20 protein-coding genes and 1 tRNA gene are annotated in these 22,004 nt (G+C 45.2%); 8 read left to right on the plus strand and 13 right to left on the minus strand.

Going from position 1 to position 22,004, the window contains the following annotated elements; genetic code table 11:
• Positions 1-42 precede the first annotated feature (42 nt).
• Together QUA33_RS10465 and QUA33_RS10470 are read right to left on the minus strand one after the other, a co-directional pair.
• Positions 43-285: a hypothetical protein gene (locus QUA33_RS10465; RefSeq protein ID WP_333148550.1), complete on the minus strand. Its 243-nt coding sequence runs from the start codon at positions 283-285 to the stop codon at positions 43-45.
• A gap of 40 nt (positions 286-325) precedes the next feature.
• Positions 326-559 (minus strand): hypothetical protein, encoded by a 234-nt coding sequence (locus tag QUA33_RS10470; RefSeq protein ID WP_333148551.1) that lies wholly within the window; start codon positions 557-559, stop codon positions 326-328.
• Between the two features lie 330 nt (positions 560-889).
• On the opposite strand from QUA33_RS10470, the gene QUA33_RS10475 reads away from it, so the two are divergent.
• Together QUA33_RS10475 and QUA33_RS10480 are read left to right on the plus strand one after the other, a co-directional pair.
• Positions 890-1,159: a type II toxin-antitoxin system Phd/YefM family antitoxin gene (locus QUA33_RS10475; protein WP_006631613.1), complete on the plus strand. Its 270-nt coding sequence runs from the start codon at positions 890-892 to the stop codon at positions 1,157-1,159.
• Complete coding sequence (locus tag QUA33_RS10480; protein WP_006631614.1) at positions 1,146-1,424, plus strand: type II toxin-antitoxin system RelE family toxin; 279 nt, start codon at positions 1,146-1,148, stop codon at positions 1,422-1,424. The genes QUA33_RS10475 and QUA33_RS10480 overlap by 14 nt, the downstream gene beginning before the upstream one ends.
• A 36-nt stretch (positions 1,425-1,460) precedes the next feature.
• Here the strand turns inward: QUA33_RS10480 and QUA33_RS10485 are convergent, their stop codons facing one another.
• From QUA33_RS10485 to QUA33_RS10495, 3 genes are all read right to left on the minus strand, one after another.
• Positions 1,461-1,640: a hypothetical protein gene (locus tag QUA33_RS10485; protein WP_333148552.1), complete on the minus strand. Its 180-nt coding sequence runs from the start codon at positions 1,638-1,640 to the stop codon at positions 1,461-1,463.
• Positions 1,641-1,642: 2 nt separating this feature from the next.
• Positions 1,643-2,839 carry an IS4 family transposase gene (locus QUA33_RS10490; protein ID WP_333148553.1) on the minus strand — a complete coding sequence of 399 codons (1,197 nt, stop codon included), beginning with the start codon at positions 2,837-2,839 and terminating at the stop codon, positions 1,643-1,645.
• A gap of 89 nt (positions 2,840-2,928) precedes the next feature.
• Positions 2,929-6,171 (minus strand): Eco57I restriction-modification methylase domain-containing protein, encoded by a 3,243-nt coding sequence (locus QUA33_RS10495; protein ID WP_333148554.1) that lies wholly within the window; start codon positions 6,169-6,171, stop codon positions 2,929-2,931.
• A 384-nt stretch (positions 6,172-6,555) separates the two neighbouring features.
• Here QUA33_RS10495 and QUA33_RS10500 point away from each other — a divergent pair, with 384 nt between their 5' ends.
• The 3 genes from QUA33_RS10500 (at position 6,556) to gcvT (ending at position 8,329) form a co-directional block, all read left to right on the plus strand.
• Positions 6,556-6,759 carry a hypothetical protein gene (locus QUA33_RS10500; protein WP_333079270.1) on the plus strand — a complete coding sequence of 68 codons (204 nt, stop codon included), beginning with the start codon at positions 6,556-6,558 and terminating at the stop codon, positions 6,757-6,759.
• A 153-nt stretch (positions 6,760-6,912) separates the two neighbouring features.
• A tRNA-Ala gene (locus tag QUA33_RS10505) sits at positions 6,913-6,985 on the plus strand.
• 192 nt (positions 6,986-7,177) lie between these two features.
• Positions 7,178-8,329, plus strand: coding sequence for a glycine cleavage system aminomethyltransferase GcvT (gene gcvT / locus QUA33_RS10510; RefSeq protein ID WP_333148555.1), 1,152 nt, complete (start codon positions 7,178-7,180; stop codon positions 8,327-8,329).
• Between the two features lie 100 nt (positions 8,330-8,429).
• On the opposite strand, the gene QUA33_RS10515 is transcribed toward gcvT, so the two are convergent.
• Positions 8,430-9,272: an alpha/beta hydrolase gene (locus tag QUA33_RS10515; protein WP_333148556.1), complete on the minus strand. Its 843-nt coding sequence runs from the start codon at positions 9,270-9,272 to the stop codon at positions 8,430-8,432.
• A 59-nt stretch (positions 9,273-9,331) separates the two neighbouring features.
• On the opposite strand from QUA33_RS10515, the gene gcvH reads away from it, so the two are divergent.
• The 3 genes from gcvH (at position 9,332) to QUA33_RS10530 (ending at position 13,295) form a co-directional block, all read left to right on the plus strand.
• The gene (gene gcvH / locus QUA33_RS10520) at positions 9,332-9,721 is read left to right on the plus strand and encodes a glycine cleavage system protein GcvH (RefSeq protein ID WP_333067642.1); all 390 of its coding nucleotides are present in this window, start codon (positions 9,332-9,334) and stop codon (positions 9,719-9,721) included.
• A 311-nt stretch (positions 9,722-10,032) separates the two neighbouring features.
• The gene (gene gcvP / locus QUA33_RS10525) at positions 10,033-12,984 is read left to right on the plus strand and encodes an aminomethyl-transferring glycine dehydrogenase (protein ID WP_333148558.1); all 2,952 of its coding nucleotides are present in this window, start codon (positions 10,033-10,035) and stop codon (positions 12,982-12,984) included.
• 113 nt (positions 12,985-13,097) lie between these two features.
• Complete coding sequence (locus QUA33_RS10530) at positions 13,098-13,295, plus strand: hypothetical protein (protein ID WP_333148559.1); 198 nt, start codon at positions 13,098-13,100, stop codon at positions 13,293-13,295.
• 9 nt (positions 13,296-13,304) lie between these two features.
• Here QUA33_RS10530 and QUA33_RS10535 read toward each other — a convergent pair whose 3' ends face one another.
• From QUA33_RS10535 to QUA33_RS10565, 7 genes are all read right to left on the minus strand, one after another.
• A complete protein-coding gene (locus tag QUA33_RS10535) occupies positions 13,305-13,472 on the minus strand; it encodes a hypothetical protein (protein WP_333148560.1) in 168 nt (55 codons plus the stop codon).
• Between the two features lie 192 nt (positions 13,473-13,664).
• On the minus strand, positions 13,665-14,537 hold the full coding sequence (locus QUA33_RS10540) for an MBL fold metallo-hydrolase (RefSeq protein WP_333148561.1): 873 nt from the start codon (positions 14,535-14,537) through the stop codon (positions 13,665-13,667).
• A gap of 240 nt (positions 14,538-14,777) precedes the next feature.
• Positions 14,778-16,067 (minus strand): HhoA/HhoB/HtrA family serine endopeptidase, encoded by a 1,290-nt coding sequence (locus QUA33_RS10545; RefSeq protein WP_333148562.1) that lies wholly within the window; start codon positions 16,065-16,067, stop codon positions 14,778-14,780.
• Between the two features lie 531 nt (positions 16,068-16,598).
• Positions 16,599-17,681: an AI-2E family transporter gene (locus QUA33_RS10550; RefSeq protein WP_333148563.1), complete on the minus strand. Its 1,083-nt coding sequence runs from the start codon at positions 17,679-17,681 to the stop codon at positions 16,599-16,601.
• 261 nt (positions 17,682-17,942) lie between these two features.
• The gene (locus QUA33_RS10555) at positions 17,943-19,013 is read right to left on the minus strand and encodes a D-alanine--D-alanine ligase family protein (RefSeq protein ID WP_333148564.1); all 1,071 of its coding nucleotides are present in this window, start codon (positions 19,011-19,013) and stop codon (positions 17,943-17,945) included.
• Between the two features lie 197 nt (positions 19,014-19,210).
• Positions 19,211-20,551: a tRNA (N6-isopentenyl adenosine(37)-C2)-methylthiotransferase MiaB gene (miaB, locus tag QUA33_RS10560; RefSeq protein ID WP_333148565.1), complete on the minus strand. Its 1,341-nt coding sequence runs from the start codon at positions 20,549-20,551 to the stop codon at positions 19,211-19,213.
• A 256-nt stretch (positions 20,552-20,807) separates the two neighbouring features.
• A complete protein-coding gene (locus QUA33_RS10565; protein WP_333148566.1) occupies positions 20,808-21,950 on the minus strand; it encodes a DNA cytosine methyltransferase in 1,143 nt (380 codons plus the stop codon).
• Positions 21,951-22,004: the final 54 nt, after the last annotated feature.

The raw sequence follows: 22,004 nt of genomic DNA on the forward strand, positions 1-22,004 counted from the left end.
CTTCACCCTGCCCCAGGGAGAGATTCATACTACAATGGATGCTTAAGCAGTTCGATCGCGAACCTCTCCCCAAATTTCATCAGGATTTAAACCCAGTTCATGCAGTTGATATTTTTCACGAAATGCACTGAGAGATTCTCCAAAGCTCAGTTCGAGATTCTGTGGCTGTTTGCGGCGTTGAATGTATTCGCGCAAGGCGATTTCAACTAAGGTTTCGATCGCAATTTCTCGCTCCAGTTCGAGATGCTCTTGCAGCAGTGCCGTATCCACATTTAGGTTCGTCACTATTGGCTTTCCTCTTTTAAATGACATATTTCATCGGCAGCTATGACCAATCTAATTCATCGTCAGTATCCCCTTGAAACTCGGCAATCTCGAAATCGTCTGCGGTGGATTGTTGAGTACCAGCAAACATTCCAAACTTGATAAATGTAGGCGATCGAGGAATGGATGGCGCAGCCAAAAAAGTAATCAGGACGCGGCTTTCATAAATGTTTTCAGGAACTTCTAAAAGTTCGATGACTCCATTTCTGTAAAATCCTTCAAATGCTTGGAGCATAATGATTCACCTCGCGTACAAAGTATGGTTAATCGACTCGCTAGCTCACAATCCCAGTCTAACAAATCTTCCCCAAAAAACACCAATTTTTGATATGATATAGTCCGGCACGCAAAAACAACGTGTTTCTGTTATTACGAGCGTAGCGCCGACTAATTGCAACCTTTTTGTTTTTAGGCTTATAGTGCATCCAGGACTGAAGGAATTCCTGATGACGAGGTTCTGCTGTTGGCTAGGTTTGCTGTTGGCTAAACGTGACATTGGCGATCGATCTCCCACTTCCTGCCGATTTTGCCTAAAATAGACATAACCCACAAAATAACATCTGTTATGCAAAGTTACACCCTCGCAGAAGCCTGCAATCCACAGGGGACAGTCTTTAATCAAGCTGCTGTCGAGCCAGTTTTACTCACTGATAAATCGCAGCCCAGTCACGTAATTATGTCCGCTGATGCTTATCAGCGCTTGATAGAGAGACTGATGGAATTAGAAGATATGCTTTTAGGCAAAGCAGCAAAATCCGCCCTGAGTCAGTCTCAAATGGTGGGTACCCAAACCTTTGTAGAAACACTAAAACAACTGGCAAATGGCGAAACTTGATGGTTTACAAACAGTTCTCGACTTTCTCAAGGGTTTGCAACCTAAAATAGCGGCTCAAATTGCTAAAAAAGTGTTAGCGCTGAATGTCGAGCCTTTACCTAATGATAGCAAGCAATTAATAGGATATCCGGGTTATTATCGGGTAGATAGTGGCGAGTATAGGATTGTTTACAACTTTAATCCAGATGAAGATTTGGTAGAAGTTATTTTAGTTGGCAAACGTAACGATGATGAAGTGTACAAAAAATTAGAGCGCCTTTTATAAGAAACTCATTCTCAGTGATACTGCTCTAATATTCTATCAAATCTGTCGGGCGATCGGCATTCGCGGAGGTGCTGTTTTCCACATCAAATCTATTTCTTCCGGTGTCAATCCGTAAGCTTGATTAACTAAGTCGGATAAACGGTGTTCCAGTCTCAATGCCTCAGCTTTGCGAGATTGAATGGCCGGTGCATATTCATTCTCAAGGGGTGACAACAAGGCTACAAGGCACTCTCGATCAGGGATAGAGCGTGAAGTCCTTGTTTAAAATTGAGTCGTTTGTGGGGTTTGAGATTCATCAGATTCCAGGCTAAATCCGACCAATTATGGAAAGATTGGCCCCAATCAGGAGCGTGCAATCCCATCCAAAAAGTGCTATAACGCTCTGTTAAACGTCCGGTTTCAGTAGGACGACAAATATACTCAACAACAGTTCGATGTTGTAAAGAAGCACCCTGTAAAGTGGCTAGAGTATAAGCAATAGAAATGAGTAAAACTAGCGCCATTAAGCGACGCTCGTTAACTTTTGTATTTTCGAGATTATAGCCTCCAGTTTTTAAATCGCGAAACATTGTTTCGATACCCCATCGAGCGGCATAGATAGAAAGAGTTCGGGGTAAACTGTTTAAGCTCGTCAAAATATACCAAGGTTCTTTTGGACCTCTACCTCGATATTTTCTTTTCCAATAAGCCGCTAAATTAAACCCTCCAAGCTGATGCGCTTTGGTACAATAAATGTTGGCATAAAATCGAGATTTTCCCGGTTTAATTTCTAAGTCTTTTAGTGCTCGATAAACTGCATCATCATCGGCAATACAAGTGCCTTTTTTCTGCCGCAATGCGAAGTCTATATTCCTTTGCTTGAGCCAATAAGCCAGTTGGACGCTGTGAAATTCTCTATCGGCTAAGACCAGAACTGGATAAGGCTTCAACAGCCGCAATACCGGAGTTAAAACTTTTTTTTGTTCGCGCAAGTTACTACTTCCTTTTTTTGGTAATATTTCCCAATAAACGGGAATAGCGTGTTTCCCCCAAGCTAAACTTAACACGATTAAATTTCGCTCTTGCCATTGCGTTCGATCGATAATTAAGAACAAATGTCCTTGATGAATGAGTGGGAGTTTCTTGATTCGTCTTCGTTGTTGTCGATTGCTCGGTTGGTGGCGAAACTCTTGTTTGACGAGCTGTTTGATGAGGGGAAACCACAACAGCTTGGCTGTGAGTTGAGGTAAGTCTAAAAACCGTTGCAAGTTTCTCACTCGACTTTCATACTTGATCAGTTGTGGAAACTTGTTAGCTAAAGTAGATAAGCTGACATCTCGATAGCTTTGTAACATTAACACTAACAATTGTAGCGTTAGATACTGGCGAGGATTTAGATGCGTCTCGAAAACTTTTTGGTATAATTGAGGGAACATATATTTTGTGTGGGGGTCGCAGCGACCCCCAATTTTTGGGGACTACGATTGGCTCAAACCCTTATTCTACCTGATTTGCAGCCTCCTTGTCACCCCTTGAGATATTCATTATAAGTTTCGCGGACGGCTTTTAGTCCCGCAACGCCGAGAGGATCGGAGGATTTAGTTTTCGGCATTCGCTTTCTGATTTCTGCTACGAACTCTGCAAAGGAAAGGGCAGAAAAATCTTCGAGTTTTTGTCCGACTTTATCAATTAAATAAGTTATTTCCAGCCAGTGCAAGACATCTCGGTGAGTTTCTTGATTAGTTTTGGCGATTTCAATTAAACGGCTGACAATTGGCTCTACTTCGGCACGAATTGAGTCAGTTGGTGGTGCGATGGGTAAAGTTTCTACCTGTTCTCTAAACATTCGCAGTGTGTCATTGATTCCTTTTTGCAAAGTGTGGTGACAAATCCACCAAGTTATTGGCGAACACAGCCACCCAAGCATATAAAGATTTCCTGTTGGCCATAGATAGCAAGTATTCACTGGGTATACCTCTTGATCGAGGATGCAAAACCAAGAATAAGTAGCCAAATCTTGAGTGATAATTTTTGGTTCTTGAAAAACGTTATAGTAAGCACAGCTACGCAGTTCCCACCAGTAACGCCCTTGGTCGGAACGCTTAGACAGTTTTTCTTGCATCGGCTTCATATACTTATATACCGATGGAAATGTTTGTGCAAATACTTCCTCTGCTTGATCGTTTGCGGTACTCCACGGCCATACACTATCGCTGCTAGACTTCAGCAAAATAATCCAAAGATTTGCCCACTCTGGACTCCAGCGTTTAATATCTTGACCTCGTAAATAAGGCTTGATAATTTCAGCGGATTTAGGGTCTGCTTGAACCAGACTATTTTTAGTAGCTTCATCAATCAAAAAAGCTTCGTTAAATCCTGTTTTTATGCCATATAAAGGCTTAACGCCTGCAAAATCTTTTAACGGAACACCCACTCGTTGAATTTTCTGCATCAACTCATCAACAGCAGGAGGTTCCAGACTCCAAGCATTCGCAGTGAAACGATCTCGCGAAATTTGATAGCCGTGTTGTTGAACATATTGTGTAAGGTTGATATTAGCAAGTTCCTCGCGCGGAACCGGACAAACAATCACAGGCGAATTAGGTTCAGATTTACCTTGCTCAATCTCGCTTTCAGTTTCAGAGATACATAGAGAAGCGTTAGGTTTTCTGACTGCGACTATACAGGGAAAAGTATCAGCATCCTCAAAAATTGGCGCGTGTCCGAAATCAATAATTTGCTCTAGTAAACCTTGACTGGCAAAGAACTTGCGTAGAGGTTCGCCGTATCCCGACCTCAGCCATTTATTTGTGACAATATACGAAAGCACTCCCTTCGGTTTGAGAATGTTTAATCCGAGTTCATAAAAGTAAGTATAAAGGTCTGCTACGCCGTTATAGGATTCATAATTTGCTTGCAAGTATGGTTTAATTGGAGACAGCAACTCCTGCCGCACGTAAGGCGGATTGCCAAGGACAACATCAAAACCGCCATCAGCAAAAATCTGGGGAAATTCAGCTTGCCAATCAAACGCTGTATCTGCTACATTACTGTCAGCGACGATCGAGTTTCCCGCTTTAATATTATCATCCAAATACGTCAGGGTTTTACCAGGTTCCGCCGTCTTCAACCACAGAGAAAGTTTGGTAATTTCCGCCGATTCCGGCAGCAAATCTACCCCGTACAGGTTGTTGCTTAAAATGCTTCTGTCAAATTCCAGCGAGTTGCCGTTTTTTGGCTTACAGCCCAAAGCATTCAATTCGCGATCGACTCTTTCGTACTGCTGCATCAAATAATCAAAAGCCGCAATCAAAAAAGCTCCCGAACCGCACGCCGGATCGATGACGCGCGTTTTTTTCAGCACCTCGTCTCGATACGCTTTCCAAAACTTAATTGCAGTTTTCTTTGGTGGCTGCACCGACACTTCAGCAACTTCACCCATTAGGAAGAAATCGCGCAACTCTTGCTCTCGACGCTGCAAATAACCACCGAGAGAAACCTCGACAATATACTGAGTAATAAAAGCTGGCGTGTAAAACACACCTTGAGTTTTTCGCTTGCCTTTTTTCTGATTGTACTCCTGTCCGGCAGTTTCAGCATTTAATTCTTCCAAATCAGTAACAGACTGCTCGAAAATATGCCCCAAAATATCGACGGAAACTTCGGTATCAAAATCAAATCTGGTCAGCTTATTAAGCAGACTGCATAAAGGATTTGGCACAGTCAATTGTGCGTCTAAAACCGAATCGAATTTAAATAAACCGCCGTTGTATCCCGGTACAGGAGGGTCATCATTTCCCACATCTACCCAGCGAAATACAGATTGATAATTTTCCCAAATTAATCTAGGATTGTATTGGTCTTTGTGGTCGTGAGCGTTGCTCAGGGTGTTTCGCGGCAGCAACCCTTTATCTTCACAAAAAGCAATGAATAAAACGCGGTCTAAAGTTTTTTGAGCTTTTTCGATGAGTACGCGATCGCGGTTAGGGATATCCTGCGGCCCAGAAAAGCGAAAATGCTTGACGAGAGCGAGTCGAATTGCTTTGTACTCTTGATATAATTTATTGGTAATTTCTTCTTGAGCTTCGTCAGAGTCTTTTAACAGTCTGTCAATAACAGAAACTGTTTGAGCTTGGTTTTGAGGCAAAAAATTGTGGCGACACAGCAGAAAGTAAAACCGCTTAAAAGCTTCAATATCCGCCAAGTCAGTCAGAAAAAATTGTTCGTAATAAGCGGGAGTTTTATTGGTATGATAAAGTCGCAGCTCTCGATAATTCGAGACAATAATCCAGCGACAATCGGGTGTATAATTAGCGTAGCGCCAACCTTGGTCAACTGCTGACTCGGCTCGACCGGATGCGGCACGGTCTAAATCATTTTTCGCTCCCTTGAGTTCGATCGGAGCAATCACTTTACCTTGCAGGGAGACGGTTTTGCCTTTAGGATTGCCAGCAGCAGTAAAAAAGCCGATCGCCCCGTCAGCAGAACCGCCGCCATCAGATATCGTTTGTTCCGCGTTAATTTCCCAAGCTTTCCCCCCACCTTGAATTATCGAGCAATATCCCAAAACATCCTGAAAGATATCATTAATAAAACTGCCGTGCAGGGAAACTTCTTTAACTTCGTCTAACGTACCCGTTTTAAGTGCATCAATCCACCTTCCCAATTTTTGGCGGCGCACTTCCATATCTTGCGGAAAGCTAAAAGCACGCAAAGCAGTGTTCAGTGTTTTGCTGTGAAAAAGGGCGCGAGTCGAGCGATTTGTCATCTTTTCAAGCAGGTTAATAAAGTTAATTTTACAGCATCCAAGTGCAACAGCGCGGCTCAGACCTTCTGCTATCAAATCAGTTATACTCAAAGGTCGATCCTCTTCGAGGGCTTCGCTAACGCACCCTGACCCCTCAAAAAAGCGTGTAAAGCGCAGCTATCGGGCTCTTAATCGATCGCTCAACAGTCAAAAACGCCACCTCTAAAGCTGAGCTAGCTCTCATTTACTTTGCATATTGTAATTATCAATAAAAGCTATAAGTTTTTCTCACTAGCTTTCCCCTGCTCCCTCCGGGTTTTACAGCAAAAGTTAAATACGCCTGAGCTTATCTGCACGGAGCGAAAAGTTTTGTTACAATAGGTGAGCTGTTACAAATCGTAACTTATGCTGATTTCTATTTTAATAATTGACGTTGCCCTCGTTGCCTGGTCTTTGCACTTAATGCAAGAGGCGATCGCGCAACGGGAATTTTCACTAATGCTAGCAGGTGCTCTAGTTGCGGTCTCAGCCGCCGCCCTGCTAGTCGTCTACTTTCTCATGGGGTCTTGTTTGAGCCATTTAACTGAAATATCCCAACACACTTACTAAATGATAGTAGGCAATTGACCCTTGTCCAGAAGCGAGGAGAGTTTTGCGAAAAAAAAGCCGAAAGCCTTGCTAGCCGAAGGCTCAAAACTAATTTCTCCAAAAAGCTTGACAAATATTGGTCAGTTAAGGCATGATTGAGAGCGCGAAAAGAAAGGGGAATTAGCTCAGTTGGTAGAGCACTACAATGGCATTGTAGGGGTCAGCGGTTCGAGCCCGCTATTCTCCATTAATCAAGATTAGGGATACATCACTGCTGTGTCCTAATTTGTACCGAAACATTACCACCGGGTGCTTAAATTCGATCGCGACTTGTACCTAAACAGCATTGCCGTGTCCTTAAATTCGATCGGGCTACACACCGCGAAAACCAATTTTCCCGTAAAATCAAAACAGTCTACCCGCAACCAAAGCGCTACCTGTGGCAAAGTCAACTGAATCCAGCAATCCAGAGAGTCCGAGCCAACTTGCCCGCACGCCTCTGTACGACCTATCATTAGAACTCAAAGCCCGGATGGTACCCTTTTCCGGGTGGGAGATGGCGGTGCAGTACGCAGGCATCAGCAGCGAACACCAAGCAGTACGCCAGCAAGCAGGAATGTTCGACATTTCCCACATGGGAAAATTCTGTTTGACAGGGAAACAAGTAAGAGAAAAATTTCAACCCTTAGTACCCTCAGACTTGAGCCGCTTGCAACCCGGTCAAGCTCAATATACAGTCTTGCTAAATGCCAAAGGCTGCATCTTAGACGACATTATTTTCTACTGCCAAGAACCCGACCCTATCACTAGCGAAGAACGTGCAGTAATCATTGTCAACGCCGCCACTCGCCTCGCCGACAAAGCATGGATTGCTACTCACTTAGAATTGAGCGAACTCAGTTTTACAGACCTCTCCGAAGATAAAGTTTTAATTGCAATTCAAGGGCCCGAAGCTGTTAACTATCTCCAGCCTTTTGTGGAAGACAGCCTCGCACCAATTAAAGCTTTCGGTCACTTAGAAACAAATCTGTTGGGACAGCCGAGTTTTATCGCCAGAACAGGTTACACCGGCGAAGATGGGTTTGAAATCATGGTGGATGCCGAAGTAGGAAAAGAACTGTGGCAAAAATTGTTAGCTGCTGGCGTTGTTCCCTGCGGATTGGGCGCGAGAGATACTTTGCGTTTAGAAGCAGCAATGGCTCTTTACGGTCAAGATATCGACGACAATATCACGCCTTTAGAGGCTGGATTGGGTTGGGTAGTTCACCTCGATAGCAAAGGTGATTTTATTGGCCGCGAGGTTTTGGAACAGCAGAAAGCGAGTGGAGTATCAAAAAGGTTGGTAGGGCTAGAAATGCAGGGGCGGCACATTGCACGCCACGGCTATCCGGTAATATTTGAAAGCGAAACAGTAGGAGAGGTTACTAGCGGTACATTATCGCCTACTTTGAATCGGGCAGTAGCCCTCGCGGTTGTTCCAGCAAAATTAGCGAAAATCGGTCAGCAATTAGAAATCGAAATTCGCGGGAAAAACTATCCGGCTAATGTGGTGAAAAAACCATTTTATAAATCGCAAAACCGCCCCAGTTAGATTAAGTAGGTGAGCATTAATTCAGGGGCAGACTAGGAGCAACGACCGAAAAAAAAGTGAAGTGTATGTGTTGTTGTGGAACGGGCTTCTAGCCCGTTGCTCATATTGGTCGAGAAGATTCATCTACTAGCTTAGCAAATTTTTGCAAAGTTTCAGCATAGCGATCGCCCGCCACATCCATCAAATCATTATGACCGGCCCCATCAACCCAAAAATTTAATTTCGGCTGCTTCGCCGCTGCAAACAACTTCTCTCCATGCCAAAAATGCACCACCTCATCAGCCTTACCATGAATCACCAAAACAGGCGATCGAACTTTGCCAATTTTATCAATATTCACAAACTTATCAAAGGGTAAAATCGAAATCCGTGTCAACACCCGAAAAGCCGAAACAAAGGAACTTTCAACCACCAAACCGCCGACTTTTTGCCGCGACGCCAAATCAATTGCCGGCCCACCCCCCACCGAACGCCCGTAAAGAATAATTTGCTGTGCAGGTACTCCCAACTGTTGGGTTAAATAATTGTAAGCAGCCTGAATATCACGATAAGTATTATACTCAGAAGGATTTCCCTGACTCGTGCCGTAACCTTGATAATCATAGCCAAACACAGCAAACCCGCTATCTCGAATCTCTCTGAGTAGCCACAAAATCCCGCCCAAGTCTTCCGCATTCCCGTGACTGTAAAGTATAGTATATTTAGCTTTCGGGTTAGGAAAATGAACAGCAGAAATTTTCACGCCATTAGCTGAGCTAACTTTGATAAATTCCCTGCTATCACTCTGGCTAGATGGCGGAGGTTGAAAAATTAGCCGTTCTGAAAAAAAGAAACCGTAAAAACACAGAAATGCGTAAATAAAAATTATAGATCGCATAAGTCGTTTGACAGAAAAGTCTCCGAAAAGCAAGCGTTTAATATTTTTTTTGTTCCAGTTAGCCATCACTAAAGGCTCATAGTTGAATAAGATTTAACTAATACTTTTTTATTGCGAGAAAAGACATGGCACTAACATACCCCGATGACCTGAAATACCTAGACACTCACGAATACATCCGACTCGAAGGCGAAATTGCCACCATCGGCATTAGTGCCTTTGCAGTTGACCAACTCGGCGATATCGTTTTTCTAGATTTACCAGAAGTCGGTGCAGGGTTGGAAAAGGGCGAAGCTTTCGGTACAGTCGAGTCAGTCAAAGCGGTTGAAGACTTGAAAGCACCAGTTACCGGTATCGTCGTAGAACGCAATGATGACATTGTAGAGTCTCCCGAAAATTTGGCCGAAGACCCCTACAGGGACGGGTGGCTGCTGAAAGTGCGCGTTGACAACACCAGCGAAGTCGATGACGCTTTATCCGCCGAGAAGTATCGCCAAATGGTCGAAGGGGAATAGTTTTGAGTTGGGAGTTTTGAGTGGGAATTTGGGCCTAGGACTCGTTGATTCCTCCACAATCCGCCAGGGGTTGAAACCCACGGGGCTTTTAGCACAAGTCGTCTTTAGACGACTGAAATACTAACCAGTTGCGCGGGGAGTGGCGATAAGTGCGCCTTAATCTACAGTCGTCTTCAGACGACTTTAGCTATGAGACAGGGGTTTCACCCCCTGTCGGACTGTCGCACTTTGATAGACGCAGAAAATCTTCCTGGTTTTCTTAGCAAAATGTTACAAACAAAGAAGCAAAAGTCTATTCAGGAGAATCCGCCTTGGTACTCTACAGCCCTCAACTTGAACCCAGTCAGCAGCAAAACCTTTCCCCCATCAATGGTTTTGCGGGCCGGCACATTGGCCCGACACCCAGCGAAATCCAGCAAATGCTCAATGTTTTGGGCATTTCCAGCCTCGATGAGTTGATTGACAAAACGGTTCCAGCGGCGATTCGCATTTCTGCACCCCTACAACTTCCCGCAGCGCAAAGCGAGTACAGCGCTTTGGCAGAATTGAAAGAAATTGCGGCAAAAAATCAGGTATTTCGATCGTACATCGGCACTGGATATCACGACTGCATCACTCCCCCCGTCATCCAGCGGAATATCCTAGAAAATCCCGGCTGGTATACAGCTTACACTCCCTACCAAGCCGAAATTGCTCAAGGACGATTGGAAGCTTTACTGAACTTCCAAACCATGATAATTGACCTCACGGGTTTGGAAATTGCCAACGCTTCCTTGCTAGATGAAGGGACTGCGGCAGCGGAAGCGATGGCGGTGAGTTACGGCGCCAGCAAGAAGGGGGCAAAAGCGTTTTTTGTTTCCCAAAATTGCCACCCTCAAACTGTGGAAGTGGTGCAAACTCGCGCTAAGCCGTTGGGAATTGAGGTAATTGTCGGCGACCATCAAAGCTTTGAGTTCGATCGTACAATCTTCGGCGCTCTCCTGCAATACCCCGCCACAGACGGCGCAATTTACGACTATACGGATTTTATTCGATCGGCACACGAAGTCGGCGCATTAGTCACAGTAGCCGCCGACATTTTGAGCCTTTGCTTGCTCACACCCCCCGGCGAATTCGGTGCGGATATAGCAGTAGGAAGCACTCAGCGCTTCGGAGTGCCGATGGGATTCGGAGGGCCCCACGCAGCCTATTTCGCCACGCGAGAAGAGTTTAAACGGCAAGTTCCGGGGCGAATTGTCGGCGTTTCTAAAGATGCCAACGGCAAATCTGCTTTGCGCTTGGCGTTACAAACTCGCGAACAGCACATCCGCCGCGAAAAAGCAACCAGCAATATTTGTACTGCTCAAGTTTTGCTGGCAGTGATGGCGAGTATGTATGCTGTTTATCACGGCCCGTCTGGACTCAAAGATATTGCTGAGAAAGTATGGAGTTTAACGGCACTTTTGGCATCCGGTTTAAGAAGTTTCGGATACAAAATTGGCTCTCAACATTTCTTCGATACTTTGCGGGTAGAATTGGGAGACAAACCGCTGCCAGAACTTCTAGAAGCTGCTAAAGCTCGCAAAATTAATCTCCGAGTTTTCGATGATTCGACAGTGGGAATAACTTTAGATGAAACTGTCACCGTTGAAGATGTGCAAGAGTTGTGGAAAATTTTTGCACAGGATAAAGATTATATCAGGGCTGACGGGGAGAATGCTCTAAACATTCCGCTGGATGCAGACGGATTGAATTCATATTTGACCTTACCAGATTTTTGCGATCGCACCAGCAGCTATCTCGCCCACCCAGTTTTCAACAGCTATCATTCAGAAACTGAACTTTTGCGCTATTTGCACCGTTTAGAAGCCAAGGATTTATCGCTAAATACCTCGATGATTCCCTTGGGTTCTTGCACGATGAAATTGAATGCAACAGCAGAGATGATGCCCGTGACTTGGGCGGAATTTGGCAATATACATCCTTTTGCACCCCGCGATCAAACTCGCGGCTATCAAAAGATGTTCGTGCAACTAGAACAGTGGCTGGCAGAAATCACAGGTTTTGCGGGAATTTCTTTGCAGCCCAACGCCGGTTCCCAAGGCGAATACGCGGGTTTGTTAGTTATTCGTCAATACCACGAACACCGAGGCGAGTCCCACCGAAATATCTGTTTGATTCCCCAGTCAGCCCACGGTACAAATCCGGCTAGCGCGGTGATGGCGGGGATGAAAGTAGTTGCTGTAGAGTGCGATTCTCAGGGCAATATTGATGTAGCAGATTTACATAAAAAAGCAGAAAAACACAAAAATGAACTGGCGGCGTTGATGGTGACATATCCATCAACGCACGGCGTTTTTGAGGAAGAAATTAAAGAGATTTGCGATATTGTCCACAACTGCGGCGGACAAGTTTATATGGACGGCGCAAATATGAATGCTCAAGTTGGTTTGTGCCGCCCCGGTGATTTTGGTGCTGATGTTTGCCACTTGAATTTGCACAAAACTTTCTGTATTCCTCACGGTGGCGGCGGCCCGGGAATGGGGCCGATTGGGGTAATGTCTCATTTAGTAGAATTTTTGCCCAGTCATTCTATTCTTAACAGTCAACAGTCAACTGTTAACAGTCAACAAATATCAGTTGGTGCTGTTTCCGCCGCGCCTTGGGGAAGTGCTAGCATTTTGCCTATTTCTTGGATGTACATTCGGATGATGGGAGGAGTGGGTTTAACTGAGGCGACAAAAGTAGCAATTCTTAATGCTAATTACATGGCCAAACGGTTAGAATCTTATTATCCAGTTTTGTACAAAGGGAAAGCTGGTTTGGTGGCGCACGAGTGTATTCTAGATTTGCGATCGCTCAAAAAATCTGCGGCTATTGAAGTTGAAGATATTGCTAAACGGTTGATGGATTACGGCTATCACGCGCCGACGGTTTCTTGGCCGGTTGCTGGTACGGTAATGGTGGAACCAACTGAAAGCGAATCGAAGCAGGAACTAGACCGTTTTTGCGATGCAATGATTGCAATTCGATCTGAAATTGCGGAGATTGAAAACGGTAATGTTGACGCGCAAAATAACGTATTGAAAAATGCGCCGCACACCGCAGAATCTCTGATGGTTGATGAGTGGAATCGTCCTTATACTCGCGCGCAAGCGGCTTATCCGGCCTCTTGGACTCGCGAACATAAGTTTTGGCCCGCGGTGGGCAGGATAGATAATGCGTTTGGCGATCGCAATTTTGTCTGTTCTTGTTTGCCAATGGAGGCTTACACTCAAGGTTAAAGTCTGCAACACTTAAGAATCAGTCGGTAACAATTATCCCCCCCCGTTTTGAGAGTGGGTAAAACAGGATTATCCAAGTACAAAAGTCACAATTACTGAATACCATTGGGGGTTTGGAGTCGATTAACGGGGCCTTAGACCAAGGCGACCTACGGGGGATTTGTGAGCGAGAACAAGTGGATTTAGCGACGCTGTGGGGGCCTCCGAAGTCTTCTGATCCGGGGGCCTATTCTTTCCGAATGTACATGAATTACGACGCTAAGGGCAGTAAGTACGGGGATACTTCGGTGCGATCGCACAGCACAGATTAAGGACTTTTGTTAATCTACGTAGCCGATCGCACAAGCGACAGTGCTTTGACGCTGGTAATAATTAATAAAACCAGCCAAAATTTGACCAGCAACTTGAATTTGAAAGGATTTAACCCAGCCGCCAAAGCTCAATTTTACACTTACAGCGAGGCGAATTAGGGGGCGATCGTCTGTCACAGCGATTTAGGTGTCAGCGCCGCTGGAGTTCAGGCAAATTCTGCCGCTACTTCTATCACTTTGGTAGCCATTCCAAAGGCTTAATACCCAATCTGGCTTAAATATCCCACTTCTTCTCAGTCCCCCTCTGATCGGACCAAAGTGTGTGTAGGATTGGTTCCACCTGCCTACTAGAAAAGGGGTTTTCAACTATTAAGCATCTACCATCCAAGCAATACACTTTTGCATTTGCTCGCCCATTGTTTCTCGATCGGCATAATACCTGCGGCCGTGTCCCGGCAACACCCATTCAAACGAGTAATTAGTCAAATTCTGCATAGATTTGATTTGTTCCGGCCAAGAATACCAACAGACTTGGCGAAAGCCAACTAGCTGCTGCACTCTTTCCGACCAAGCAAGATGATCGCCGGTGAACAAAAACTTGTTATTGTAAAGCAAAACTGTGTGACCTTTCGTGTGACCGGGAACAGGTATAATCAACAAGTCATCTGCTATTTGATGCGGTTCTCTGCCCGACAATTGAATTTCTACACTGCGAGTACCCGTGTTAATTTCGTCAGCATGGAGAATGCGATCGCACCCAAAATGATCGCGGTATTGTTGATGATCTGCCACGTCGTCGCGGTGAGTCAAGTACAGATAGCGAATGCCGCCCATTGCCTCTATATTTTTAACTAGCGGCGGGACAAAACGGGGAGAATCAACTAAAATGTTTCCTTCAGGACGGACAATTAAATAGCTGGCTGCGGCGTAGGATTTCTCTGAGTGGTAGCCGCAGTGATAGACATTTTCTGCTACGACTGCGGGCAACAGTTGCTGGGCTTCTTTGATCCTTTTGGGTTTTTCTACAGTGCCGATGGAACTTGTGGGACAAGACAACAGAGCCGCGAGCGATCGTATTTCTTCAGTTTCATTAGTTGGCTGGTGGTAAACCGCAGACTGTTCTCCCGCTTGACCAAATACTTCAGGTGCCATCCACCGACAAGTATCACAGTCAATGCAGGTACTGTCTACATAAAAGTTACCGTTAATATTTTCAGTACGCCTCCGATTAATGTTAGCCATTTTTCTACCTCTTAATAACCCATATAAATTATGGTAACAATGAGTACCCCCCCACATCCCGCCGGGGGTTGAAACCGTCTCACAGCACAATCCGGTTAAAACTCACCTCTGGCACCATTCTCAAGAACGGGCTCTTCGGCCCGTTCCACAAGAAAATTAATCTTTTGTGGAACGGGCATCTTACCTGTTCATAAAAGGATTATGGACAATGGTGCAAGATCTAAGTTTCAATCAACAATTCTACTGCTGCTGATCCGCTGGAAAAGCACCCGCTTTCACCGCCACAGTAACAGGTTGTCCGCCGCGGCTCAATTCAAGCTGCAGATCGCTGCCCACTGTACTTTTCTCGACAATTTCTTGTACGCTGCCAGCATCGCTGACTTCTTTACCGTTGATTTTCTTGATCACATCGGCAAGGCGAACTCCAGCTTGTGCCGCCGGAGAATTTTTCGCAACTCCCAAAACTAACACGCCTTTATCTTCAGTCAGCCTCAATTTGGTGTTGGGATTTTGATTAAATTCTTTCTTGATTTCGGGAGTAATGCTCAACATCCGAACGCCGAGATAAGGATGTTGGGCTTTTCCTGTTGTTACTAATTGCTGGGCAATTTGTTGTGCTCGATCGATCGGAATTGCAAAACCCAATCCTTGAGCGCCTTGAATAATCGCCGTATTCATGCCGATAACTTGACCGCGCTGGTTCAGCAGCGGACCACCGGAATTGCCGGGATTAATCGCAGCATCGGTTTGAATAAAGCTGACGCGCTTGTCAGGAACACCTACATCGGCGCTAGAACGGCCTGTAGCGCTAATAATGCCCACAGTCACAGTATTGTCCAAACCGAGGGGATTGCCGATCGCGATCGCCCATTCTCCCGGCTGTAACTCTTCAGATTTGCCCAAATTCACCACAGGCAAATTGTTAGCTTCTATTTTAACAACAGCCACATCAGTAACTGTATCTACGCCTAAAACTTTGCCGACAAATTCGCGGCCATCCTTCAGTTTTACCGTCACCGTATCTGCACCGTCAACAACGTGAGCGTTAGTCAAAATGCGGCCGTCGGAACCAAAAACAAAACCCGAACCCGAACCCCTTTCTACCCGATTTCCCGGTTGAATGGGAGATTCCGGGCCGAAGAAGCGGCGGAATTGCTCGGGGATCTCATCTGGAACTTGATTCCTCACCGTGCGGGACGAATTGATCCGCACCACTGCCGGGCCGACTTCCTGCACAACTTTAGTGACAAAATTAGAGTCTTGAGAGGGCAGTATATTCGCAGGCAATGCTGAGATTGGCGCTGTAGTTGAAGGTTCAGCTTTGATGGCGTTAGAACTTCCAGGAACTTGAGAAGTTAGGGCGCTGCACCCAACCGTTGCGGTGGAGCCGAGCAAAACAAGGGATAAAAAAGCCAGTTTTTTCGGCAACGAGAAATGGCTAGAACGCACAGTGGTAGCAGGCATATTTTTGGTTGACATAGTATTGAGTTGGTGGGAGTTAGAGCAAGAGTTATAATTAGGATTTTGCATTTTTAGCACCTACTGTAATTTAATTACAACTTAAGGTTGTTTAATTTTAATTCAAGCATTGATGATCTCTGCTTGACTGGTGGGGTTTACCCTACAAGCTGGGGTAGAAACCGGACAGTCGCAGGCAAATTGTTTGTGAAATCGAGCTTTTGAGTGCCATCGAACTGGGTCTGCACTGGCGAATTGGTGTCTGAGTGCGATAATACAAACTACGCTAGCCGGCTCGCATATTCCGTATTTCCCGCAAATTTTTCACAGGATTTATATCCGAAGTCAACAACTATCCTGCACTCAAAAAAACCTGGTTTCTAAGCAAAATCTTTGTTGTGAGCGATCGACGTTAACCTAGAAACGGGGTTTTGACCCCGCCTGCATCCAGAAAGGCTAGCAGCTAAAGCACCGCAAAGCCTCACCCTAAAGCATGAAGTAACAAAAACTGTAAAGCCTCAAGCTAAAGTACCAACTACATCTAAGTCTAAATAGCCTGCAAAAATTCTCTTCAAATCTCAAATTTGACCCTATGGAGGAATTTTATTGCTGCATAGGTTCAATCGAACTAACCGAATCGATTTCCCTCGACTTGTTCCTCGATCTTTCCAAAATATCAACAGTATTCTTAATAAAACCAGCCATCGGCACCGCAACTAACAAACCTGCTACTCCTGCCACCTTAACCCCTACCAGCAGTGACACTAAAATCCACACAGGATTGAGACCGATAAAACCGCCTAATAGACGAGGAGCAACCCCACTTTCAATTATTTGCTCAATTACTGTAGCGACAGCTAAAACTGTAACGCCGAGCCAAAAATTGTTTAATGCGATCAGTAAACTGACAATGCAAATACTGAAAGGTGCCCCGAAGGGAATCATAGTCATTACACCCACACCCAAACCGAACAGAAGTCCGAAGGGAACTCGCAAAATTAAAAAAGCAACAGTGATAGACAGTCCCATCAAACCTGCCAAAGTTGCTTGCCCGACGAAGTAGTTGTGGAAGCTTCGCGCCAGCAACTCTCGCAATTGAAGGCTTAGCTTGGAAGGAAACCATTTAAACAAACCTTCCCAGACGCGATCGCCGTGCAAGAGCAAGTAGAATGTCACGACTATTGTGAGGAGGAAATTCAACAGGCCGTCAGCAGCACCCAAGCCAAATTTGAGAACTTCGCCAGTGAGTGACTGCAATTGAGATGAAAGTCGATCGCTCAATTTGGTAGTCAAACCGCTCACATCAATGCGGAGATTGCGATTCTCCGCCCACTTGTGGAACGCTTCAATCTGTTCTGTGCCAGAAACTATCCAAGTCGGCAGTCGGGTGGCAAGTTCAGTAATTTGGTTTAGCAGAATCGGGGCCAGAGTGACACCTAAAACCACCAATACCAGTAAAGTCAAAAACAATACCGACAAAACTGCTCGATCGCGCTTCAGACCGTATCTGTGCAGAAAGCGCACTGGATAATCTAGCAAAAAAGACAGCACTGTAGCCACTACCAAAACAGTAATCAGGGCGCGAAAATATTCAAAGACTAGGAGGGCTAACCAGCAGTTGAGTACCGCTAGGGGAAATACCAGTCCGTAAGTCCACCACTGCGGCAGTTGAGTGAAACGTCTCATCTAAGTTAACCGAGTTAAAATTTGAGATGCAAGATGTGAGATTGACACTGCTATTCGCCCTTCTCCGTTAACCATTTTATGTTGCATTTATTTATACCCGACCGCTGAAAATTCCCAGTTGCTCGACCCGCAGCGGAAATTGGGTTGCTGGCAGGCAGTGCCTGCCACAACCATGTTATATCGTTTCCGCTGGTATGGATATATCACCTGCGAAAAAAATATTTTTTGCTGTTGGCAAGGCAGCATTTTGCAGCGCGCGATTCAACCTTTTTCCCCGTGCCGTTCAAGAGCTAATTGAATTAAACGGTCTACTAATTCAGGGAAAGAAATGCCGTCCGCTGCCCACATTTGCGGATACATACTGGTAGCTGTAAAGCCGGGAAAAGTGTTAATTTCGTTAATCAAAACTTCTCCGGTTGATTCAATGTAGAAAAAGTCTACTCGCGCTAAACCTGCCGCGTCTACAGCCAAAAATGCTTGTACTGCCATTTCTTGGATTTGCGAGACGATCGCACTGCTGACTTTTGCCGGGATTGAGCAGTCTGCTTGTCCCTGGGTATATTTAGTTTCGTAGTCGTAGAAATCGCTTTGAAAAGTAATTTCTCCTACGGTAGAAGCTTTGGGGTTATCGTTGCCTAAAACTGCACATTCTAATTCTCTAGCCACCACACCCGCTTCGACAATTATCCGCCTGTCGTAGCTGGCGGCGCTGTCGAGAGCTGCTTCTAATTCAGGGCGCGATCGAGCTTTAGAAATTCCCACAGACGAACCCAAATTGGCTGGTTTTACAAAGCAAGGATAGCCCAACTCTGCTTCAATTTTATCGCACAATTTGGGGAAAACGCAAGGATTAGACCAGATTTCGGAACGGTTGACAGCGATGTATTTTACCTGCGGCAAACCAGCCTGAGCAAAAGCCATTTTCATCGCAATTTTATCCATTCCCAGCGCCGAACCTAAAACCCCGGAACCGACAAAAGGAACTTGCAATAATTTCAACAATCCTTGCACCGTACCGTCTTCGCCGTTTGGCCCGTGCAAAACAGGGAACCAAACATCTACGGCATTAAAATTAGGAAACTGTCCAGCGGGAGAATCATCTTCTGCTGTTTGTTCCTCTATTTCCAGAGGTTTTCCGGTGGCTAAGACTTGTTGAGGTAATGTTCCCGACAGCCAGCGGCCGTTTTTTTGAATGTAAAAGGGCAGAACTTCGTATTTAGAGGCATTTTCCTCAGCAGCGAGGGCGCGGGCGATCGCCCGCGCTGAACTAATTGAGACTTCGTGTTCGCCCGATCGCCCCCCGAACAATAGCCCGATCCGCATCTTTGTCATTTTTCAATACTCCTAGCACTTTTCGACAAATATACACGCAGAGAGCGCAACTAAGGCACATACGAACCGCTTTAAAACTACTTATCTCCTCCCTTCCACTCTTCCTCTGTGTCCTCTGCGCTCTCTGCGGTAAAAAAAATTACATCTTCTTAGAAAAGTTCACCAGTAAGCCGTCCCCTATCTCATTCCGGTGCTATTTAAAGCATTTCCCCCGTCAAACTAAAAGCGCGAATATCTGTAATTTTAACCCGCACAATTTTACCCGCCAATTCAGCAATATCGCCCTTAAAAAATGTGAGGCGATTGCCGCGAGTGCGTCCCATCACCTGAGTTGAATCTTTAAGATTCTGGACTTCCACCAAAACCTCTTCAGTGCGTCCGAAATAGCGCTGCGATCGTTCCATCGCCGTTGTTGTGACTACATGATTGATTCGTTGCAGGCGATCGGCTTTCACCTCCTCACTCAACTGATTTTCCCACACAGCCGCCGGCGTCCCAGGGCGAGGCGAATAAGCCGCAGTATTCACCAAATCGAAACCAACGTCTTCGATCAACTTCAAAGTCTTCTCAAACTGGGCTTCAGTCTCCCCAGGAAAACCGACAATCGCATCGGCAGTAATCGAAGCATCCGGCATATAACGGCGAATTGTATCAATAATCCGGCGATATTTTTCCTGAGTATAGCCCCGCGACATCGCTTTCAAAATATCATTATCTCCCGACTGAAAAGGAATGTGAAAATGTTCGCAAACCTGCGGTAATTCAGCACAAGCCTTAATCAATCTCTCCGTAAAATAGCGCGGGTGGCTAGTAGCAAATCTGAGGCGATCGACTCCAGGCACATCCTGCACAAAATAAAGCAAATCCGTCAAAGTATGCTGGTTGCTGCCGTCCGGTTTTGTCCCCGGCAAATCGCGTCCGTAAGCATCAATATTTTGCCCCAACAAAGTTACTTCCTTGTAACCTTGACGGCCCAAATCTTCCATCTCAGCGCGAATTGCCTCCGGCATTCGCGACTGTTCAACCCCGCGAACATTCGGCACAACACAATAAGTGCAGCGTTCATTGCAGCCGTAAATTACATTCACCCAAGCAGTCACCTTGCTGTCGCGGCGCGGCTTAGTAATATCCTCCATAATCTCAACAGCTTCAGTCGCCACAACTTGATTGCCCTCAAAAACTTGTTCCAGCAAATCTTCAAGTCTGTTAGCGTGTTGCGGGCCCATTACTAAGTCTAATTCCGGCACTCTCCGCAGCAGCGCTTCACCTTCCTGCTGCGCCACGCATCCAGCTACAATTAAAGTTAAACCCGGTTCTTGGCGCTTGCGATGAGCTTGCCTTCCGAGGTTAGAATAAACTCTTTGTTCGGCATTATCGCGAATTGTGCAAGTATTGTAGAGAATCAAGCTAGCTTCGTTCGGGTCTTCCGAGAACTCAAAGCCCATATTTTCCAGAATGCCGGCCATCCGTTCCGAATCGGCTTTATTCATCTGGCATCCGAAAGTAGTGATGTGATAGCGGCGGGGTTTAACGGTCATGGCGAATTGCAGGCAATAAAAAATATAGGTTTTCAACCTTAACCAACTATTATATAACAAGTCTAAACCATTTGTGAATATTTCTTTTTATGAGTTCATTTAAACAACGGCGTTCACCAATCTCTAGCGTGTGTGAGGCGCAACAATTAACTGTTACAGGGGTCTAGAAACCCGGCTTCTACGAGTTTTGGGATTAGTCACGACAAATCTAGCAATAAACCGGGTTTCTGAAATACTTTTGCGCTTATTTATCTATTTATTTTGTCTGTAAAAACTGTAAAATTGTTTTGGCAATACCTTGTGCAGCCAAATAAGGAACTCCATTGCCAACAGTTTTAAACATATTAGTCAACGTCATCTTTGCTGGCAGTGCAAAATCTTTTGGCAGTGACTGAATAGCCAGTGTTTCTGCAACAGAAAGCCGGCGAAGTTTGTAAGGGTGCAAGTGAACTTCATTATTGCCATAACAAGCGGTTGGCGAATAACGCCATCGGTGCAATCGCTTGAAAGATTTTTTTGAATCATCTCCTTCATCAACGGAAGCAAACCGCTTAAGGCCGGCTTTGGGTTGGAAATAGTGTTTGGCATTGGGATGGTTGAGAACGTCATTTTTTTGGAACCAAAATTCTACCGTTAAATCTTGGGGAATGCCATCAGGACAAGGCACGAAACAATCATCTGCAAAGGCTGTTCTATCAGGCCAAGGATGAGAAAAAATTTCTGATTTGGGATATAATACCTGACTTTGCCAAGGAAATAAACTTTCTGCTAACATTTGGTTTTTTTCCTCTAGGGAAATGCCCAGATTTTTGACAAGGTTTTTTCTAAGCCCAATCAAAATAATTCTATCTCTATCTTGCGGAACCCCGTATTCTATTGCATTAATTAAACGTTCGGCAAAAACGTATCCCGAATCCGCCAACTGATGTTTTAGTTCATCGTAAAAAGCTTTATGTTTTTTTGTTCTCCACAAACCTTTGACATTTTCAAATAAAAAGAAATCTGGCTGCTGCTGACAAATCAATTCAATGTATGAAGCGGAAAGTTTGCCTTTATCTCCTTCTTGACCTCGGTTTTTGCCACCAATAGAAAAGTCAGGACAAGGCGGCCCCGCGATAAACCCCACAATATCGTGATGCTTGCGGGCATCCTGCATCAATTCCCGCAGGCGAAAAGCTGCTTCTCCCCCTACAAGTCGAGTTACATCTGCTTCCTCTCCTTCGCAATATCCGTATTCTGGTAGCGGCAAATTCAGGCATTGCCGAGAATAGCGGTATGCTTGCATGAAAGGTGGGAAAATTTCATTGACATACGCTACATTAAAGCCGATCGACTCAAAACCCAGATCGAGCAAGCCAGAACCCGAAAAAAATGAGAAAATACAAGGAGGACGGTGCATTGAAGGATCACAGAAATTTTGAGTTGAGCTTTCTATAAATTCTGTCGGGTGCGG

Source organism: Microcoleus sp. Pol14D4, from assembly GCF_036701245.1.
GTDB lineage: Bacteria > Cyanobacteriota > Cyanobacteriia > Cyanobacteriales > Microcoleaceae > Microcoleus.